Here is a 19,278-nt window from a genome sequence, read left to right on the forward strand (position 1 = left end):
ACAAAACTTCGTTAAAAATTAGCTCGATACACACAATAATAATATTCAAAAGGAAAGGTTAACTATGAAAAATACCAAATTGGTAGGTGCAGTGGCACTACTTGCTTCACTAGTTTCAGGTCACGCATTAGCGGATTCTGAACAAAAGAAACTGACACTGATGTTGGATTGGTTTGTGAACCCGAACCACGGCCCAATTGTGATTGCTCAAGAGCGTGGTTACTTTGCTGATCAAGGCCTAGAGGTTGAAATCCAAGAGCCAGCAGACCCAAGCACGCCAGCAAAATTGGTCGCAGCAGGTAAGGTCGATTTAGCGGTAACTTACCAACCAAGTTTAACCATGGATGTAGCGGCAGGTTTGCCTCTCGTTCGTGCATCTACTCTTATCGCAACGCCACTGAATACGTTGATGGTTTTAGATAATGGCAAGAACGATTCACTAGCGGATCTGAAAGGCAAAAAGATCGGTATTGCGATTGCGGGTAACGAAGAAGCGACCATCGGCACCATGCTAGCTCAAGAAAATGTTGCGTTTACAGACGTGCAAACCATCAATGTCGGTTGGGCACTGTCGTCTTCATTGGCATCAGGCAAGGTAGACGCAATTTGGGGTGGCTTACGTAACTTCGAAACTAACCAGTTAGCCCTTGAAGGCTTTAAAGCGAAAGCATTCTTCCCAGAAGAGCACGGTGTACCCGCTTACGACGAGCTTATCTTTGTTGCGAACGCAAAGCAGCACGACGATGAAGCGATCAAAGCATTCAACAAAGCATTGGAACAAGCAACGACTTACATTGTGAACCACCCACAAGAGTCATGGGGTGAGTTTGTGGCGTATTCACCAGATACGTTGAATAACGAACTTAACCAACGCGCATGGAACGACACGCTGACTCGTTTCGCACTTCGCCCTTCTGCAGTGGATATGAAGCGTTACGACGATTACGCACAGTTTATGTTCGACAAAGGCATCATCAAATCACTACCCAAAGCCGCTGATTACGTACCGACTTTTGACTAAGGAATCTCATGAAATACCAAGACTTAATCCAAGCCTGTCAGCAAGATTGGCAAGACTACACCGAGCATGATTTTGTTAAAACGCTGGCGAACGGCACCCTCGCTCAGCCGTGTTTTTTGCATTACCTGAAGCAAGATTTTCTGTTTTTGAAGCAGTATGCTCGCGCTTATGCATTGGCAATTTACAAGGCTAAAACCTTGGCTGATATGCGTCGTGCACTGCCAAGTGTTCATGCGCTGCTAGATTCTGAAATCTCTCACCATGTGACTTACTGTGGTCAGTGGGGTTTAACTGAGTCGGATTTAGAAAACGAACCGGAAGATTTCGGCACAGTTGCCTACACGCGCTACGTTCTAGATGCGGGTATGACGGGTGATCTTGTCGACTTATATGCGGCATTGGCTCCGTGTTCAATTGGTTACGCTGTTATCGGTAAAGTGTTGTTAGAGAGCAGTGATACCGTATTAGAAGGCAACCCATATGCGAGCTGGTTGCAACTGTATGGCGGTGAAGAATTCCAGTCTGGTGTGGCAACGGGTGCGGAATACTTCAATCAACTGCTTGCTGAAATTGATATCAACAGCGAGCGCGGTCAGAACATCGTTCATATCTTCAAAACCGCAACGCGTATGGAAGTGGCTTTTTGGCAGCAAGGGCTGAACGCTCTTAATGACTAATCACGGCTAAACCTTGTCGCTAGCCAACCTGCAGCGGCTTAAAACGACTTTCACGAATAAGGATTTACCCATGCTAACTGAACAAATCATCCAATCGTTGCGCGCAGTACGAGAGCAAAAACCACTGGTTGTGAACATTACCAACTACGTCGTGATGAACAATACGGCCAATGCGTTATTGGCGATTGGCGCTTCACCTATCATGGCGCACTCACAACAAGAACTGGCTGAGATGATGTCTTTCTCTGGCGCGCTTGTGATTAACATTGGCACGCTCGACAGTGTTTGGACGCCAAGAATGCGTTTCGCGGTTGAACAAGCGAATGCCAATAGCAAGGTTGTGGTTCTTGACCCGGTGGGTTGTGGCGCAAGTACGCTGCGTACCGAGACTTCTCGTGAAATTGCACGCTTAGCGGATAAGTTGATCATTCGTGGCAACGCGTCTGAGGTTATCGCGTTAGCGGGCGAGCAAGCACAGAGCAAAGGCGTTGATGCGCTAGATAGCAGTGATGCTGCATTAGGCGCAGCGCAATGCTTAGTCGTTGAATACGGTGCGAATGTGGTGATTTCTGGTGAGACAGATTACGTTGTCACCAAAGACAGTGTTGTGACGTTAAACAACGGTCATCCAATGATGCCGTATGTAACCGGCATGGGTTGTACTTTAACGGCATTGACGGGCGCATTTGCTGCTGTTGGTGATGAAAGTGGTTTGGCTGCTGCGGCGGTATTGGGTGTGGTTGGTGAAATCGCAGCTGAGAACTCACGCGGCCCAGGTAGTTTGCAAATGAACTTACTTGATGAGTTATATCAATTTGATGAAGAGACTCTGATTCAACGTTTGAAGATTCAGTAGATTCAATCTGGCTATAAGCACTTAGCTCACTAAAAAGCCCCCAACACGAATGTGCTGGGGGCTTTCTTATTATATAAACCGTGTTCGCTATGTTTTCAATAAGCGAGGCTCTAAATAACAGAGACTTTGAATAACAGAGACAGAAAGTTAGCTAGGTTCTAAATCGATTCACTTGGCTTTCTAAGTGATGAGCAACTTCGGTTAAGTCGCTCGCAGCACCTGAAATGCTGCTTACAGACTCTTGGTTGCTCTGCGCGATGGTATTTGCACCTTGCGCGTTTTCACCCAGTGACTTGGTCAAGCAATCTTGCTCGTCAACAGATACTGCAATCTGGCTGTTGGCCTGATTCAGATCTTGGATGTGTTGGTTAATCACATGCAAGTTCTGAGAAGCTTGTTGTGCCTGAGTGGAAGCATCTGAAACCGTGCTGTGGCTCTCTTTGATCGACTCTAACGCATCTTTAGCGCCACGCTGTAACGAGGTGATGAGTTCATCAATCTGGCTTGCAGAATCTTGAGTACGCTTAGCTAAGGTTCTTACTTCATCGGCCACTACCGCAAACCCACGACCTTGTTCACCCGCACGAGCGGCTTCAATGGCAGCGTTCAATGCCAATAGGTTGGTTTGCTCAGAAACGCCTTTGATTACTTCAAGAATGGCACCAATATTCATCGACTCTTTGTGGAGGTCAGTCACTTTTTGGCTGCTGACCTGCATGCTTTCATCGGCGCTGCCAATCTCATGCAGTGTTTTGTCTACTTCTTTGAGTCCCATCGCGACATTCTCGGTTGCTTGGTTAGCAACTTGAGACGCGTGGTTAGCACTTGCCGCAATTTCTGATGTGCTTGAAGCCAATTGATCAACGGCAGAAGAGATGTTGATCATTTCACTGTTCAATTGTGTTGCATTGGTCGAGCTGTTGTTTGTCACTTGATTAAGCGACTCCGACATCTCACCAATACGCACGCTAGAGCGGTTCACTTGGCCAACAATATCGCGCAGAGATTCAATGGTGATCTCCATATTAGTCAGCAGTTCACCAATCTCATTTTTGCTCTCAATGTTCACTTCCACATTCAGGTTGCCCTGAGAAAGCTCATTGGTGATCTGTTTAACTTGTGCGATGCCTTTGGTGATAGAGCGAGTCACCAAAACGGCGCTCGTCATGCCAATAACTAAAGCGACACCCGTTAGCAAGATGATGATTTGAACTGAACGTTTTTCACTGGCTTGCAGTACTGGCGTGAGTGCTTGTTTCTGCTGCTCGAGAATACTTTGAGCATCCGCTACCGCGATAGCTAAGCTGTCACCAATAGAGGCAAGGCTAGCGGTTCTTTGAGTGTTCTCAAGCATCTGTTGATGAACTTGCTCAAAGCCTTTTGCATACGCTTCACGTTGGTTTGAGAAGTCTTCAATCAGCTCACTTTGATAAGGCGATGATTTAAGAGATTCAATATCGCCTTCAATACCCGGTAGCGCGTATTCAAAGATATCTTTACCCGCTTCATAGGTTTTGAGGTCATTGTTGTTTGAATAACTGAGTACGGTGATCTTGGCTGCGAGGAAATTCTCCATCAACATGCCCGCGTATAAGCTCGCGTTAGGATCATTGTTATTGTATGACTCATACAACAAACTCTGAGCAGCTTTCAGTGCGTTGGTTTCTCGTTGGACCATCTCAACGTTGACCAGTTGGTCTATGAGAAGCTCACTCTGTTTCATTGAACCATAAGCCACATCAAACGCCACCACACTGTCTTGCACTAATTGCAGGCTAGCTAGGCTATCGGTTTTGGTGGTGGATTGGATTAAGTTGTTGAGCAGTTCATCAATCGCAAGTTTGCTTGATTGATAATTCGTTTCGTACTGTTCATCCAATGACTCTAAGTAACGTTCAGAAGCTAAACGCATCTGAAGAAAGTGCACTTGAATGTTGCTTGATAATGTCGCTTTTTGGCTGAGCTCACTGTATTGGCTAAAGCCGTTCGACAAGGTTTGGATACCTTTGTAACTCACAAAGCCTGAAATGACGAAAAAGAGCAAGCAGATGGCATAACCCAGCTTGATCTTGAGCGCTATAGAAAGGTGGCGCATAACTATCCCTATATTTACCTGATTCCTTCACAGCAGAGTATTTCATAAAACAGCGTTCTGGGCATGCTTGAAGTGAATACTTTGTGTAATAAGTAACGCTTTCGTTAAAAATTTCAGGGTTTTCGGTATGCTTTCAACGAGTTGCGTATTTGATGGTGCGTGTGTAATTGAGCTAATTTAGTATTAACTTCCATGCACATGATGTGATTTGTCGGTAAAATAGTGCAACGCCAATTTTAGACATCGACTCCAAAGGTACGATATGAACCCTTATAAGCTCTATTTAGTAACGGATGACCAACAAGATTTAGAAACGCTTAAGGTCGTGGTCGAACAAGCGGTCGCGGGTGGCGTAACTATGGTTCAAGTGAGAGAAAAGCACGGAGATGTAAGAGCCTTCATTGAACGAGCACAAGCCGTAAAGTCGATTTTGGCAGGTTCTGGTGTACCGCTGATCATTAACGATCGGGTAGACGTTGCATTGGCTGTCGACGCCGATGGTTTGCACTTAGGGCAATCGGATATGCCTGCAGAGTTAGCACGCCAGTTGATAGGTCCAGATAAGATTCTTGGGTTATCAATTGAAACTGAACAACAGCTACAAGAAGCCGATAGCTTGCCGATCGATTACATTGGCCTCAGTGCGCTTTTTGCCACACCGACTAAGACAAATCTTAAGAAACATTGGGGCTATGATGGAATTAAAATGGCGTTGGAGACAACGAAGCTACCGATTGTCGGTATTGGTGGAATTAACGAATCGAACATCCCGCAGTTAGTTGAGAGCGGTATTCATGGGTTAGCACTGGTATCTGCGATATGTCACGCTGAAGATCCAAAACAAGCGACGCGGGATCTGTTGTCTCTGATGGGAGAGTGAAGGGGTTATAGACTAGAAAACAAATGAGGTTAACCATTTGTTTTCTAGTTAAAGAACAGGCTCATAGAAAGGCTAAATTGGCCTATCGCTTGAGCTTTTAAGACAATTTATTTAATACACAGTTTGGTTTACTGAGCGCATAAAGCAACAGTACCGATGATCATAAGAACGATCGCGGCATACCAGCCGTATTGTGCGGTCTTATCAGCAACAAACACCTTAATGTAGTTGAGCTCTTCATGTGCCATTGCGATGAAGTCCGTGTAGTTAATCGATAACTCACGGCTAGCTTCTTTCAAGTCTTGCTGAAGTTTGTTGAAAGCCTCATCGATGAAGCCTTTTGTTTCTGAAACAGACGGAGTAGCAGCCAAAGTTAGGCTATTCCAAACCGCCATACGCGATTCATATTCGCTTTCACTGACACAATTAAGTACGCGTAAATCATACTCTCGTTTGTTACGCTCTTTGCCCATTTTCTCAGGGCAAATATTTCTTAAAACGTTCACGACAAATTTTCCAAAAGGTTCATTTAGATATAAAAAAGCACTCAAAGAGCGCTCATAAACTGGGTGCGAATCAATATTCAAAAGTGATCTATTTGAAGCTTTCACAAGTGGTTGCAGGGCAGGGGCACTTATTTGGGAGATTTGAAGTTGGGTCAGTGGTGTTAAAGAGCGATTTGGTTTTGTCGATATCAGTTTGATAAGACAAACCCTTTGGGATCGCATACTAGTTATGTCACTTTGGTATATCAACTAGGGTGTTTTATCCACACGACAAAGAAAATTATCGGCACGAAAAGCGGAAATGAGGTAGTGCTGGAGAAAACGCCACCGTCATTGATTTAGGATTCAGTTGCTGAAATAGGCTGAACTCAAGAATTGGGGGAGATTAGTTGGCTTGCCACTGATTGTTCTCTAATGAGTGGCCTTTTAGTTTTTCAAGTAAACTTGTTAACACTGGGCCATTGATATGACTGCGAGACACTAAGCAACCCACTGGAGTAATCCAACCACCATGCTCGTGTGCCACTGGCAGTGCTACGAGATCGCCTTTCTGAATCCCTTCCAGCACCATCATTTCAGGCACATTTGCCCACCCTACGTTCTGTTCAACGAGATCGATGATCGTTTTGTGGTTGTTGGCATACCAAAGCATCGAGCTAATACCGTAGGTGAACCACAGTTCGCGCTGCTTTGAACTGCGATGCACACATTGGCGATAACGCTTTAGATCTGAGTCTTGTACTACCGACATTTGGCTGAGTTCGTGAGTGGCGGAGCTAACTGTAAGAAAGCGGGCTTGGCCCAGTAAGAAGAAGTCCATATCCACTTTAAGTTCACCATCCGCATAGATGATGCCAATCTGCGCTTTGCCGCGTCTTACGAGGTCTTCCACATCGAAGGTTGAGGCCGTAATAATATCGAAGTGCGTGATTGGGAACTGATCGGCCAGTGAGCTGATTATCTTAATGAAATTCTTATCTATGATGCTTTCATCAACCGCAATGATCAGTTCGTGCTCATCTTCTTGTGTGAGCGATTCTACTTTTTGGTCGAAGTACTTTTGTTGGTCGAGAATCGACTTAGTGACAGGTAATAACGCTTTACCTGTGTTGGTCAAAACGGGGATGTTTTTCTCTCGGTTAAATAGCTCTTGGTCGATGGCAATTTCTAGGTTGGCGATCGACTGGCTGACTCCAGACTGAGCGCGTTTCAGTTTGCGAGCGGCGGCAGAGAAAGAGCCACTTTCACACACAGTGACGAAGACTTTTAATTGCTCAAAACTGTACATGTGATCTCTCGCTCAATACCAAAGGGGGTAATAACTCCTAGGCTATCACTATTCGTGATGGCTGTTAACTTTCTCTTATTATTTCAGGTGACATAATCTCGACCAATCCAACACGTAATAGATTATTTAGAGGAATGTATGAGTACGTTAGAAAGAGTGTTTCACTCTGTGTTATTTGAAGTATTGGCCGTCACACTATCAATTATAGGCTTAGCGATATTTACCGATCATGATGTGAATGCCTTATCAGGAACCATGATAGTTGTTGCGACCATCGCGATGATTTGGAACTACTGTTTCAACCGCATTTTTGATCGCTACTTCACGGGTGAAAAATCAAAGCGTTCACTCAAGTTACGTGTTTTTCATGTTGTGCTATTTGAGGCAGGCTTGCTGGTGGCGACGATCCCAGTGATGGCTTACTTACTTGATGTGGGGATTTGGCAGGCATTTTTAATGGATATCGGCGTGACCATTTTTATTACCATTTACGCGTTTGTGTTTAATCTGATTTATGATCATATACGAGCATTCTGGGTACGCAGAGCGGACTTAGCCGTTCAGTAATCTACCAAGTCAGTAAACACGAGTTTGGCTACTAACCGTTTGTTTATTCGTTATTTTGACGGAGACATCCGGTTAGTAGGTCTAGGTAACGCGGCGTTTGTTCTGCTATCTTAAAAAAGGTGATAATTTGAGTTCGTGAACGAATAGATAAGGGAAAGGATGCCAAATACCCCTCAGATAATGACAGTTGTCGATAAGAAAGAAGTCGAATTGTTCGCGGAACTGTTCAAACATATTGATGGTGAAATCTACACCTTACTACGCAGTGCCCAAATCCCTAATGATATTCTCACCAGTAATGACCATTACGATTATCTCCCTGAGACAACGGTTAAGAACGTGGTCAAGATTATGGGGGAATCTGCGTCGAGAGAAGAGTTTTCGCTGTTTATGTGGAGTTTTTGCAAGCAAACCTATGTGCCAAGGTTTGTGGCTAAGCTAAGCCAGCAGGATTCATTGAAAAACGCGCTAGACCAATTTGGTGAGCAGTTGAAGCTCGTATCCAATGGTGCGAATGTCTATACCAAGCAATCCGGAGGCAAGTGGTGGTTGGTTCGCGAGAAGCCATTTACTAACGCACCTTGGTTTAAGTTCGCTGAACTGTTCTCTGTTATTTTCATCAACGAGCTACTTTCAGTATTAACGCAAGGTCGTTGGAAGCCGTCTGAGGTTGGCATTCAGAATGGCGATCTCGAATGCTTTCAATCTCTACCACAAATGGGCAGTGCTCAGTTTTATACGCATAGGCCGGTCACTGCCTTTGAGATCCCTGAAGACATCATGCTTGCACCGATTGTTTTACCCAAAATTGCTCAAGTATCAGATCTCACTAAGCCTTTACCTAGCTCATTCCTGAGCGCTTTTAAGCTTGTTATTAAACCTTATCTCACGATGGGGAAACTCCCAATTAGCTTAGCTTCTGAGATTCTGAATATTCATGTCAGAACGATCCAGCGCCGGTTGGAAAGTGAAGGGGCGGTCTACAAAACCTTGATTGAAGAGATGGTTCTTGAGCAGGTTTTAGAATTGCTTAAGCAGTCCGATTTATCGGTCACGCAAGTAGGTGCGAAAATGGGCTATTCCGATTCTTCCCACTTTACCCGAGCCTTCAAACGACAGATGAACATGACGCCAAGACAGTACCGAAAAGAGCACAGCTAACGTCGGTAAGCAACAGTACCAAGCTACCAGTAAGAGCTTCGGCAATAATAGTTCCGCAGCGAAACTCTAGCCAATAAGTAAAAACTCCAGCTATTAAGCAGAAACCGGAGCCTGAACGCATAATTATTTATTGTCACCAAATGGCCATTTATCAACCTTGAACACTGGCAGTATCACTACTAAGTTATTGAATGTTGATGAGTTGTTTTTGCCTCGATTTTTTCCCGGAATTTTGATTAGATTTTTGTGATTATCACGGCTGACAAAAACACCTTTGAAACCTCATGACACTCATTAGTAGTTACGGAATCGTTATGGGAAGTGGACTCCACTCATAAACGGAATCAAGGTGTATAAATGAAAAATGCAGGCTTAAAACTCTCTGTTGTTGCTCTTTCGTGTTCATTTGCTCTTTCTGCAAATGCCGCATCAACGCTATTTACTTACGTCGATGTATTCAATGGCACTGAAAACAAATTGTACGAAGACCATCATGTATTAGTCGAAGGCAATCTTATCAAACAAATCTCTGCGAGCCCGATAGAGGCTGGTGATGCTGTAGTGATCGACGGCGAAGGCAAAACGCTAATGCCGGGTTTAATCGAAGGCCACGGACACTTACTGCTGAACGGCGGTAACCTAAGCGACCACGAGAACAACCGAACGATCGAAGAGTTAGCTGCGCGAGCGACAGTCAACGCGAACGCTGCGTTTCAATCAGGTTTCACCACGTGGCGTGATGCTGGTGGCTTGAATACTGGCTTACGTAAAACAATCGATTCTGGCATGTTGCCGGGCCCACGACTTTACACATCAGGCGCATTTATTGGCCCGACGGGTTCGCATGCCGATTTCAGTAACCTAACCACGGCTAACCAACACTTCTTTGGTTCATCGACCAGTATGGCTCGAAATAGCGTGAGCTTTAATGCCGATGGTATTACAGAAATCAAAGCCGCTGCTCGTCAAAACTTCAAGCAAGGCAATACTCAAATTAAGATCATGTCTTCGGGTGGTGTGGCTTCAACATTTGACCCTTGGCAGCTGAATGCGATGTCTGCGGAAGAAATTGAAGCCGCCGTTGAAATTGCTGATGCGTATGGCTCTTACGTGATGTCTCACGCTTACAGCAAAAAAGCGATCATGCGTAACTTGGATGCGGGTGTTAAAACGATCGAGCACGGTTTCATGTTCGATGGCGATATTGCCGACAAGATGGAAGATAAAGACGCCTACATCACAACTAACATGACCGCGTTTTCACCTTACCTGACACAGATCGAAGCGATTAACTCGAACCCAGCCTCTAAGCGTAAAGCGGAGTCGGCAACCAAAGCATTCAAAGACTACATCTCGAATGTAAACAAGTACCAACCGAAATGGGGTTTCCACACAGACTGTGTCGGTGACGTGGTTTCTTGTATCAAACAAACCGACCACACGATCTTCCTTGCAGGTAAAGAGTTAGGCAACTTCTTCACTTTGAAAGGGATGACATCGGTAAACGGTGAGATCGTTAAGTTATCTGGCGTGATGGACCCATACCCAGAGGGTAAGTTAGGCGTGATTGAAGCGGGCGCATACGCCGATATCATTATTGTTGAAGGCAACCCACTTGAAGACTTGTCAGTGATTGGGGCAAACGAAAAATGGTTTGATGCAGAGCCGCGCAGCCCTGAAATCGACACCATTAAAGTCATCATGAAAGACGGCAAAGTCTACAAAAACACGCTGTAGTTCAGTTCGACAACTCAGTTAGAAATTAAGCTTTAATGGGTGACCTATTTGGGTAGGTCACCTCTCTTCAAGGTATTCCTTATGAAAAAAGTGCTTTCTCTTATCCTGTCAGTGGTATCACTGACGGCCGTTGCTTTTCCTACTTTTGCTGAAACTGCGATGAATCTTGAGTGGCAAGATCTGAACTCAGAGTCTCACGAAATGAAAGTAGAAATGCCGGATCTCAGCGATCAACAAATGCGTCTATTACAAGGTGTGATAGCAATGAGTGCATCAGAGGAAGAGCAAGCTCAACAACAGGTTCTATTATTCAAACAAACGCTAAAAGAGCAGGGTGTAGACGCAGACGAAATGATCGCACTGCGTGACGAATACATGCAAACCATGAAAGCAAACGCCGAAGCTATCACGACAGAGTTTGATGGCAAGAAAGTACGAGTTCCCGGTTTCATCGTTCCACTGGAGTTCTCAGAGGGAATGACAGCAACAGAGTTTCTGTTAGTGCCTGTGGCGGGTGAGTGTATCCACATGCCGCCACCACCTGCAAACCAGATTGTGCGCGTGTCTTTCCCTGAAGGCTTTCAGGTACAGAACGTTCAGTATCCAGTGTGGGTAGAAGGCGACTTTAGCTCCAACAAAGTGACTGAAGAGGTCTTCCTCGTAGATGGTAAAAGTAACCTCACCATGGGTTATGAAATGAAAGCTTCGATGATCGAAGACTATTATGAAAAAGAAAATTAATGGTTGTCATCAAATGACAATTTTCAATGTGAGTAATGAATAAAATAAAACTAACTTAAAAAGCACTGGTGACATGATGAACTCAAGATTCTCTAAAATAAGTATGGCTATTGTGATGGCGGCGGGCCCAATGAGCGGCGTTGTTTACGGCGCTAACTTTGAAGGCCCTGATTCTGTTGAAAATACAATTGCAGAGCAGAAAGCACACAAGAAATCTTGGAGGGAGTCATTAGCTGAAGATGGTTTTACATTTGGTGCAGATTACTTTGCTTTGGGGCTGACCTCTGGGGATGGGGGTGGCGGCGATAGCGTTGATGCATCGTCGGGTGTGGCACGATTATACGGTTCATGGCATCTATTAGGTAAGGACACACAGAACTCAGGTAGCCTGGTTTGGAAGGTGGAACATAGGCATGCCTATGGTGATACTGCGCCAAAAGACTATTCATTCGGCCCACTTGGCTATGTCGGTTCAATTGGCCCTGCATACAGTGACCAAGGGTTTCGTGTTACGGACTTAAATTGGAAGCAAAAAATCAACGATGGCAAAGGCACTATTGTTGTCGGTTGGCAGGATGTAACGAACTATGCGGATGTTTATGCTCTAGCAAGCCCGTGGTCTGGTTTTACTAATTTGGCATTCTCGACAGGCTCTGGTGCGATGGGCTTACCTGATGATGGTGTATTGGCCCTTTCTGCTGGTCATATGCTGGGCGAAAATTTTTATGTGGTCGGTGGTATCGCCGATGCAAATGGTCAGTCAGATGACATTTTTGATGGCTTTGATACCGCTTTTGGTAGCGATGCGTCTTACTTCACAACACTGGAATTAGGTTGGACGGCTTCGCAAGAGCAGATCTACACCGATAACTTCCATGTGACTTTCTGGGATTTTGGTGACGATACGCGCCACAGTAATAGCCTTGCTGCGGAAGGTGGCTCGGGCGTCAATTTCTCATGGAGCCAGTTTATGACGCCGCAAGTTATGCCGTTTGTGCGAGGTGGTTTCTCAGAAGGGGATGTTGCCCTTTACGATAAATCGATTTCTGTTGGTATGGGCTACTTTGGATTAGGAAAACCGACCAACAACCTTGGTGTAGCGCTAAACTGGGCGGAAGTGAATGGTGATTCTTTTGCAGCTAATGCGAAAGCGATAAGCGGTAGCACAGAGCAATGGACAGCGGAGATCTACTACAACATGCAGTTTGGTGACCATTTCCAAGTAACGCCAGACATCCAGTACATCAAAGATCCTGCGTTCTCTAGTGAGAGCAGCGCTTGGGTATTCGGTATTAGAGCGAGAGTCTTTATCTAACTTCTCTGCTTGTTAATCGCTGAAACGTAAAGAATAGATGTAAAAAGTGAGCCTTGATAGGCTCACTTTTTTGTCTTAGGTGTGTATCAAAAGAGGCTATGCTTTTTCGGCTTTGGGCGTGTCATCGAGTGCGAAGTAGATCTTTGAAACAATAATCTCTGCGACCAAAATAGTGAATACCACAGCGAAGAACGCCACCACACCATTCCATGGGCCTGTGAAATCGACCTTGTCTCCAAACAAGATATTGATGGCTTCCAGCATCACAAACTTAGAGCCCACTAGAATCACGTAACTGGATAAACCGCGATAAATCTTAGGCGCAGTGCCGGGTTTAGACTTGAAGTAATCTGCGAGCTTATGTTCTAAGCCAATAGACAGTTTGAGCAAGAGTTGTAGCAGAATCGCAGCTGCAAATGAGATGGTGAAAGACTCAATATTGACGAAGTTCCAGTATTCATCAAAAAAATTAAGAACCGTTAAATCGACGAGTACCGCAAGCGTGTATCCGACAAAGAGTCGTTGGGGCGTATTAAATCCATATACTTTTTCTATATTGCTCATCTACTTCTTCCTGAGTAAAGGGTTATAAAAAACTTAGGAGTTAATCCTATAATTTTCAACCGCTTATTGTTTTATATGCGAAACAGGTCTTAAAGTCAGTTTGGCGCATTATGGTAAGTAAGCGTTTTAATAATGATTCAAGATAAGACTCCAATTTAGACAGAGGCGCATATGATTATTCATTTTAGAATCCAAGACGTAGAAGAACTTTGGGGAGCCATCGATTTAGCAACGCTCTTGCAGTTGGAACTGAGAGCAGTATCAACCACACCGTTAACTCTCTGATTGAATTAGTTAAGTTACCAATTACACTTAAAGCATAAGTTTGAATGGAGTCAACTTAATGCTTTCACCCCTATCGCACTATCCCCGTTATATTATTCTGCTCTTAATGAGCCTCAGTTCTTCCTCAGCCTATGCTTCTAATGAATTGATTCAGAACCGCTTAGAGAAGATATTTTCTGTATCAATTGCGCTGACTGACAGCGATGCCATTTCAATTGGCTTTGTGGATTTTGATCCTAATTCGTTTATCAATTTAAACGACAGTGGTTTTGGATCCGATAAAACCATCGATACTCGAAGCCAAGTGAGTGTGGGCTCCATCCCTTACTCTTCCGTGATTAAAACGGATGACCCTGACTTCGACCTTATTTGGTCTGTGCGAGGGTCTTATGCGCTTTCTGAACAGGATATTGAGATCTCATCAGATGTGACTCCTGACCGTCGTGTTAACCCAAATGAAGACTCGGTATTGGGCCTGTATGGCTTTTTTGGAGGGCAAAACCATTTAAACCAACATTGGTCTATCGCCTATGGCTTAGGCACTCACTTGCTCTATTACCGCAATAAATACGAATACAACAACAGCTACTCTCAAGCATTTCAATCTCAGCTAGACGGCTACGCGTTGAATACATCAGCATGGGCGCTTGTTGCAGAACCTTCAGTCAAACTTCAATACTTGCAACCAAAGGAGTGGGGCAGTTGGAATGTGTCTTCCAGAGTTCGTTACTTTTATGGAACAGGCTGGGGCGAAGCGAACGATGGCGATATCGGTAACCCAGAAGGGATGCGATTTATTAATGAACTAGAGTTTAGGCAAAATGTAGCGCTCGATGCTTGGTCGCTTAATAACCCTCAAATCCACTATAACTTAACCAGAATCGATGTCGCGGGTGATTTGACTGCTCCTTTAGATACGCACTATTACTATGAATTCGGGGCAGGATTAGTATTTGATGTGCCTTATGACTCTTATTTTTTTGACAACTTCGGGATTGGAATTAACTTCAATTATGGCAGCTCACTCAGTGGCGGTAGCTTGTTATTCTTACTCAATAATTAGCATAAGTTGTTGATCTTAATGGTACTCATATAATTTGAATTTGTATGTGTCGTAAAATGGTAAATATCTTAGTGAAAACTTAGCCATCATAGTCATTCGTCCATCACTAGAGCAGACTATGAATAAGTTAAGTTTTGACCGAAAAATGCCGCTATACGTGGTGTCTACACTTGCCCTTAATATGGCAGTTAGCTTGTGGTTATTGAGTATGGCTTCTTCGGCAGTCATGGCTTTTTCTGTGTGCGCGTTGTTTTTGCTCAGCACCCTCATTACTGCACGCCTATATCGACATGAAATGGCTCAAAGCAAGAATAGCTTGTCGGAAGCGATCATTGATGGCGTTGCTGGTTTTATCATCCTCGATAGTCAATTGAGGGTAATACAAGTCAATCAACAGTTCTCTAGAGTTTCAGGTTATGCCTTTAATCAAGTCGAGTCTCGCCCGATTTCTGATCTCTGTTTTATGAATAACAGCAGTTTAATATCTACCATTACTCGCTCACTCAAGGAAAACCAGAGATGGAAGGGTGAGTTGAGTGGAGTCAGTCGACTTGGTGAACATTTTACTGTGAATGTGGTTGTCGAAAAGTTAGTTGAAATACTGTCGCACAATAATAAATATGTGGTGACCTTTACGGATATTAGTCGACGCAAAGTATTAGAACGTCGATTAAGAATGTTGGTGGACACAGATTCTCTCACAGGGTGCTGGAACCGCCGCCGTTTTGATAAAGATCTTAATCATTATTCAAACTTAGCGGAGCGTTATGGTTACACGCATTCCTGTTTGGCGTTGATCGATTTAGATCATTTCAAGGCCATCAATGATAATCATGGTCATGACCAAGGTGATTCAGCGTTGAAAGAGGTCGCAGAACTGTTGAGAAATAACAGTCGAGACACCGACATCGTCGCGCGAGTAGGCGGCGAGGAGTTCGCTATCTTGATGCCCGAAACTAATTTGGCAGAAGCGTTTGAGGCGATGTATCGATTGAAAGAAGTGATTTCCAAAGGAACAACACTGAACCTGACTGTGAGCAGTGGTGTATCTGAAATACAAGCACAAGCCGAAGCGACCTGTCGCAGTGCGGATAAGGCGCTTTATCGTGCCAAAGGTAACGGGCGAAATAGGGTGTGTAGCTCTAGCTCTAGCTCTAGCTCGGGCTGTGCTACTCCAATTGCCCTTGGTTAGATGCAGGCCGCGCTTGGTTAATCAATCGAGCGGTATCTAAGCCGAGATTGAGCGTTGGTAAATCTTCGGCGTAAGACCAGACACACGCTTAAACGCACGTGAAAAATGAGAGATGTTGGTGTATCCCAACTGGCTCGAAATGTAGGTCAGCGTGTGTCCTTCTTCCATCAGCTCACATGCGACTGAAAACATTAGGTTTTCTTTGATTTTTCGATAGGTCGTATTTTCATTTTTGAGTTTGCGTTGAAAAGTTCGTACAGAAAAATTGAGCAGTTCAGCCGTTTCTTCAAGTGAGAGATCTTGTTCTTTCATGTAGGGCTTGAGTAGCTCATAAACGCTATCGGTAAAGCTGGTGTGCCACTCAATAAGCGTCGGTTTAGCACTGAGTTCTTTAGAGGTTAGGCGAATTGGGAGTTGTAAGATTTCTTCAGGGATCAGCACAGCCGTCGACGACTGTTCAACAAACAATTGGCAGCTACTTGGCACCAGTGTTTTGACGACATCGATGTCATGTCCTTGCAGACGCACCTTACTAGGCAACCATGGGGATTTGGATAAAATGGTTATTAACTCAATGATATATGTAATTGCAAAAGCTTCTCCCCATTGAAACGTAGGGGAATTGTCTTCGGGTGCAGTTCGGCAAAACCAACTTTGGCCGTGTTCTTGAATAAGCTCGACTTTGCTGCCTGGGGAGTCGTAGGCAAAGATTGAATTTAGGTGTTTCAGCGAATCACCAATGGTTTTAAATTCGGCAAATTGATGCAAGACATTTGGGATGATTCGACGTCGAAATGCGAGTCCTAGAATATCGGTGAACCGAGATACGCCAAGTTGCGCCGATGTGAGATAAATCAAACGCTTAATGGATTCCGATGGCACAAAATCGCTTTCTGATTCGATAAGGTCTGGTGGTAAACCGGAATCTTTAAGCAACATATGTAAATCAAGACCATAGTCAGAAAAAACCTGAACCAGAATTTTAGCGTAGTTCGTCTGAATTACTGGGACTTGGTAGTGACTAGAGGTCATGAGAATACAATCCTGTATATATTGTTGCATTATTAGACGTGCATATCATTTGCAACGTTTTGTTTACTAAATCTAACCCTATTTACTTGAGTTTTCCATTGCTGGGTTTATTTTTAAAGTATTAATTTTGTTGATGTTAGTTATCTAGAAGGGAGCCCCATGTCAGAAGCCAAAGGGAATAAGCAAGAAGCCAATGAAGAAGTTGGCCAGCAAGAAAATGGAAAAGACAAAGTAAGAAAGGTCACAAACTACCTATTGTTGTTTGTTGCATTCATGTTGCTCTTCAGTGTCATTTCAGACCGCATCATCCCTATAACTGATAATGCTCGTGTAAAAGGTTATATCGTTCCAATCAAGCCTGAGGTGTCGGGTAAAGTGCTCGATATACTGGTTCAACCAAACCAACTGGTTAATCAAGGTGACAAGTTAGCCATTTTAGATGAGTCTGATTACAAAATTGCAGTACAACAAGCCGAGCAAAATTTAGAGATTGCAGGCCAAAATGTCGGTGCTCAAACCGCGAGTATTGCTTCAGCGCAAGCGAAACTCACTTCAGCGATTGTTGAAAGACAAAACACCAAACTACAAGCCAAGCGTGTTTTAGAGATGGCAGACAAAGGTGTGGTTTCTAAATCAGATGCAGATAAAGCGCGAGCAGCATTAGCGACCTCTCGAGCAGCTGTTGTGAATGCAGAGGCTGATCTTGAAGGTGCGAAGCAACAAATGGGTAAAGAGGGACAAGAAAACAGTCAAGTGAAAGCGGCGTTGCTGGCACTTGAACAAGCTCAATTGAACCTAGAGCGCACCGTGATAACCGCGCCGACACAAGGTGGTGTTTCTAACTTTAGCCTGTCTGAAGGGTTTTATGCATCGGCAGGGCAAGCAATCATGACCTTTGTTTCAACCGAAGATATTTGGATTGAAGCTTATTATCGAGAGAACAGCCTAGGTAATGTAACGGTCGGTGATGAAGTTGAAGTGGCGTTAGACTTCGCACCGGGCAAAGTGGTAAAAGGGCGCGTAAGTAGCATCGATTGGGGTGTTGATTGGGGGCAAAATGATCAAGCAGGTAAGCTTGCGCAAGCTAGCCAACAAACGGGTTGGTTGCGCCAAACACAGATGCTTCCTATCACCATTGAATTTGATAATGAAGAAGTGACAGGCATGCTCCGAGTGGGTGGCCAAGCGGATGTGATTGTTTATAGCGGCGATAACTTTGTGTTCAACGCGATAGGCAAAGTATGGATTCGTCTGATTAGCGTATTGTCTTATGTCCGATAAGCGGATTCCTGACCAACAAACACAGCAACGTATCCTGCGATTTACTGTCGGGGTCACGTTGGCTGTTTTCTTGGCGGCGTGGATAAACTGGCCACTTGCGTTTGTGGCGCCAGTGTTCACTGCTAAGTTCTTAATTGATAAATCAAACCTCCATAAGGAAACGGTCTACGAATTGCTCTTGGCCGTTGTGGTGACGATGGGGTTAGGTTTATTGCTGTCGCGAGGAATTACCCATTACCCAATTCCATTGCTGATTTTGGTGGGGTTAATGATGCTGTGGGGTTACTACTTGTTTGTCGACCCAAAATGGAACCTGTTCGCCACCATACTGTTGATTGCGGTCTTGATGTTGCCATTCATGGCGATTGATAACCCTGGCGTTTCAGTCATGCTGGCCTCTGGCTTAGCGACCTCTGGTGTGGTTTCAGTCATGCTTTTTGCGTTAGTGCATGTGTTTTTCCCTGAGCCTAAATCGGCGTTCTCTGGCTTCGCTGCTGCGCCACTCGAAAAGAAACAGCGTTGGTATGCGGCCTTTAGGGCGATGATTATCTCCTATCCAGTGGTGTGTTTTTTCTTTATTTTTCAAATATCTGAAGCTTTGCTGACAATGATGTTCATTGCGTTGTTATCGTTGATGATTACGTCAGAGAAGTCGATAAAGTTGAGCGCTTTTCTGGTGATAAGTAACGGTATCGGGGGATTGCTCGCGATTGCTGCTTTTTCAATCCTTTCGATTGTTCCGAATATTATCTTCTACTCTTTATTCATAGGCTTGGTCGCTATTGTGATTGCTAAGAAAATCTACACGGTTCCCGAAAAAGCACCGATTTTCGCCACTGCATTTAGTACCTTGCTAGTACTTGTCGGTAGCACATTGATGAGCTCCGGCGATATCGATAGCAACACTTTTATTCGCATATTCCAATTATTGCTAATTGGCATATATATGATTTTGGCCTCTTTATTCCTAGAAACTCGGAATTGGAAGTTTCTACAAAATCAGCATTAATTTTGTCT

At 44.3% G+C, this 19,278-nt stretch carries 18 protein-coding genes; 13 read left to right on the forward strand and 5 right to left on the reverse strand.

What is annotated here, in order from left to right; translation table 11 throughout:
* Nucleotides 1-64: 64 nt before the first annotated feature.
* The 3 genes from ACED59_RS03655 to thiM all read left to right on the forward strand — a co-directional run bounded on the left by ACED59_RS03655 (nucleotide 65) and on the right by thiM (nucleotide 2,554).
* Nucleotides 65-1,021: an ABC transporter substrate-binding protein gene (locus ACED59_RS03655; RefSeq protein WP_017096377.1), complete on the forward strand. Its 957-nt coding sequence runs from the start codon at nucleotides 65-67 to the stop codon at nucleotides 1,019-1,021.
* An 8-nt stretch (nucleotides 1,022-1,029) separates the two neighbouring features.
* Nucleotides 1,030-1,698: a thiaminase II gene (tenA, locus tag ACED59_RS03660; protein ID WP_017096376.1), complete on the forward strand. Its 669-nt coding sequence runs from the start codon at nucleotides 1,030-1,032 to the stop codon at nucleotides 1,696-1,698.
* A 70-nt stretch (nucleotides 1,699-1,768) separates the two neighbouring features.
* A complete protein-coding gene (thiM, locus tag ACED59_RS03665) occupies nucleotides 1,769-2,554 on the forward strand; it encodes a hydroxyethylthiazole kinase (RefSeq protein WP_029223731.1) in 786 nt (261 codons plus the stop codon).
* Nucleotides 2,555-2,705: 151 nt separating this feature from the next.
* Here thiM and ACED59_RS03670 read toward each other — a convergent pair whose 3' ends face one another.
* Nucleotides 2,706-4,649 (reverse strand): methyl-accepting chemotaxis protein, encoded by a 1,944-nt coding sequence (locus ACED59_RS03670; RefSeq protein WP_017096374.1) that lies wholly within the window; start codon nucleotides 4,647-4,649, stop codon nucleotides 2,706-2,708.
* Nucleotides 4,650-4,911: 262 nt separating this feature from the next.
* Between ACED59_RS03670 and thiE the strand changes: the two genes are divergently transcribed.
* Nucleotides 4,912-5,529: a thiamine phosphate synthase gene (gene thiE / locus ACED59_RS03675; protein ID WP_029223730.1), complete on the forward strand. Its 618-nt coding sequence runs from the start codon at nucleotides 4,912-4,914 to the stop codon at nucleotides 5,527-5,529.
* A gap of 128 nt (nucleotides 5,530-5,657) precedes the next feature.
* On the opposite strand, the gene ACED59_RS03680 is transcribed toward thiE, so the two are convergent.
* Together ACED59_RS03680 and ACED59_RS03685 are read right to left on the reverse strand one after the other, a co-directional pair.
* Nucleotides 5,658-6,002 (reverse strand): hypothetical protein, encoded by a 345-nt coding sequence (locus ACED59_RS03680; RefSeq protein WP_017096373.1) that lies wholly within the window; start codon nucleotides 6,000-6,002, stop codon nucleotides 5,658-5,660.
* Nucleotides 6,003-6,420: 418 nt separating this feature from the next.
* On the reverse strand, nucleotides 6,421-7,323 hold the full coding sequence (locus tag ACED59_RS03685) for a LysR family transcriptional regulator (protein WP_017096372.1): 903 nt from the start codon (nucleotides 7,321-7,323) through the stop codon (nucleotides 6,421-6,423).
* Nucleotides 7,324-7,461: 138 nt separating this feature from the next.
* Between ACED59_RS03685 and ACED59_RS03690 the strand changes: the two genes are divergently transcribed.
* The 5 genes from ACED59_RS03690 to ACED59_RS03710 all read left to right on the forward strand — a co-directional run bounded on the left by ACED59_RS03690 (nucleotide 7,462) and on the right by ACED59_RS03710 (nucleotide 12,844).
* Complete coding sequence (locus tag ACED59_RS03690) at nucleotides 7,462-7,890, forward strand: PACE efflux transporter (RefSeq protein ID WP_017077482.1); 429 nt, start codon at nucleotides 7,462-7,464, stop codon at nucleotides 7,888-7,890.
* Between the two features lie 180 nt (nucleotides 7,891-8,070).
* On the forward strand, nucleotides 8,071-9,051 hold the full coding sequence (locus ACED59_RS03695; RefSeq protein WP_017096371.1) for a helix-turn-helix domain-containing protein: 981 nt from the start codon (nucleotides 8,071-8,073) through the stop codon (nucleotides 9,049-9,051).
* Nucleotides 9,052-9,408: 357 nt separating this feature from the next.
* Nucleotides 9,409-10,788, forward strand: coding sequence for an amidohydrolase family protein (locus ACED59_RS03700; RefSeq protein ID WP_017096370.1), 1,380 nt, complete (start codon nucleotides 9,409-9,411; stop codon nucleotides 10,786-10,788).
* Between the two features lie 81 nt (nucleotides 10,789-10,869).
* Nucleotides 10,870-11,529, forward strand: a complete 660-nt coding sequence (locus ACED59_RS03705) for a DUF3299 domain-containing protein (RefSeq protein WP_017096369.1) — start codon at nucleotides 10,870-10,872, stop codon at nucleotides 11,527-11,529.
* 115 nt (nucleotides 11,530-11,644) lie between these two features.
* Nucleotides 11,645-12,844, forward strand: coding sequence for a carbohydrate porin (locus ACED59_RS03710; RefSeq protein WP_050546534.1), 1,200 nt, complete (start codon nucleotides 11,645-11,647; stop codon nucleotides 12,842-12,844).
* Nucleotides 12,845-12,940: 96 nt separating this feature from the next.
* On the opposite strand, the gene ACED59_RS03715 is transcribed toward ACED59_RS03710, so the two are convergent.
* Complete coding sequence (locus ACED59_RS03715) at nucleotides 12,941-13,408, reverse strand: hypothetical protein (RefSeq protein ID WP_017096367.1); 468 nt, start codon at nucleotides 13,406-13,408, stop codon at nucleotides 12,941-12,943.
* Nucleotides 13,409-13,751: 343 nt separating this feature from the next.
* Here ACED59_RS03715 and ACED59_RS03720 point away from each other — a divergent pair, with 343 nt between their 5' ends.
* Nucleotides 13,752-14,756, forward strand: coding sequence for a Solitary outer membrane autotransporter beta-barrel domain (locus ACED59_RS03720; protein WP_017096366.1), 1,005 nt, complete (start codon nucleotides 13,752-13,754; stop codon nucleotides 14,754-14,756).
* A 118-nt stretch (nucleotides 14,757-14,874) separates the two neighbouring features.
* Nucleotides 14,875-15,948 (forward strand): sensor domain-containing diguanylate cyclase, encoded by a 1,074-nt coding sequence (locus tag ACED59_RS03725; protein WP_017096365.1) that lies wholly within the window; start codon nucleotides 14,875-14,877, stop codon nucleotides 15,946-15,948.
* Between the two features lie 36 nt (nucleotides 15,949-15,984).
* Here ACED59_RS03725 and ACED59_RS03730 read toward each other — a convergent pair whose 3' ends face one another.
* Nucleotides 15,985-16,980, reverse strand: a complete 996-nt coding sequence (locus ACED59_RS03730; RefSeq protein WP_017096364.1) for an AraC family transcriptional regulator — start codon at nucleotides 16,978-16,980, stop codon at nucleotides 15,985-15,987.
* A 159-nt stretch (nucleotides 16,981-17,139) separates the two neighbouring features.
* Here ACED59_RS03730 and ACED59_RS03735 point away from each other — a divergent pair, with 159 nt between their 5' ends.
* Both ACED59_RS03735 and ACED59_RS03740 read left to right on the forward strand, forming a co-directional pair.
* Complete coding sequence (locus ACED59_RS03735) at nucleotides 17,140-18,261, forward strand: HlyD family secretion protein (protein ID WP_017096363.1); 1,122 nt, start codon at nucleotides 17,140-17,142, stop codon at nucleotides 18,259-18,261.
* On the forward strand, nucleotides 18,251-19,270 hold the full coding sequence (locus tag ACED59_RS03740) for a DUF2955 domain-containing protein (protein WP_017096362.1): 1,020 nt from the start codon (nucleotides 18,251-18,253) through the stop codon (nucleotides 19,268-19,270). Before ACED59_RS03735 ends, ACED59_RS03740 begins: the two co-directional genes overlap by 11 nt.
* Nucleotides 19,271-19,278: the final 8 nt, after the last annotated feature.

Source organism: Vibrio sp. FF266 (genome assembly GCF_041439695.1).
Lineage (GTDB): Bacteria > Pseudomonadota > Gammaproteobacteria > Enterobacterales > Vibrionaceae > Vibrio > Vibrio tasmaniensis_A.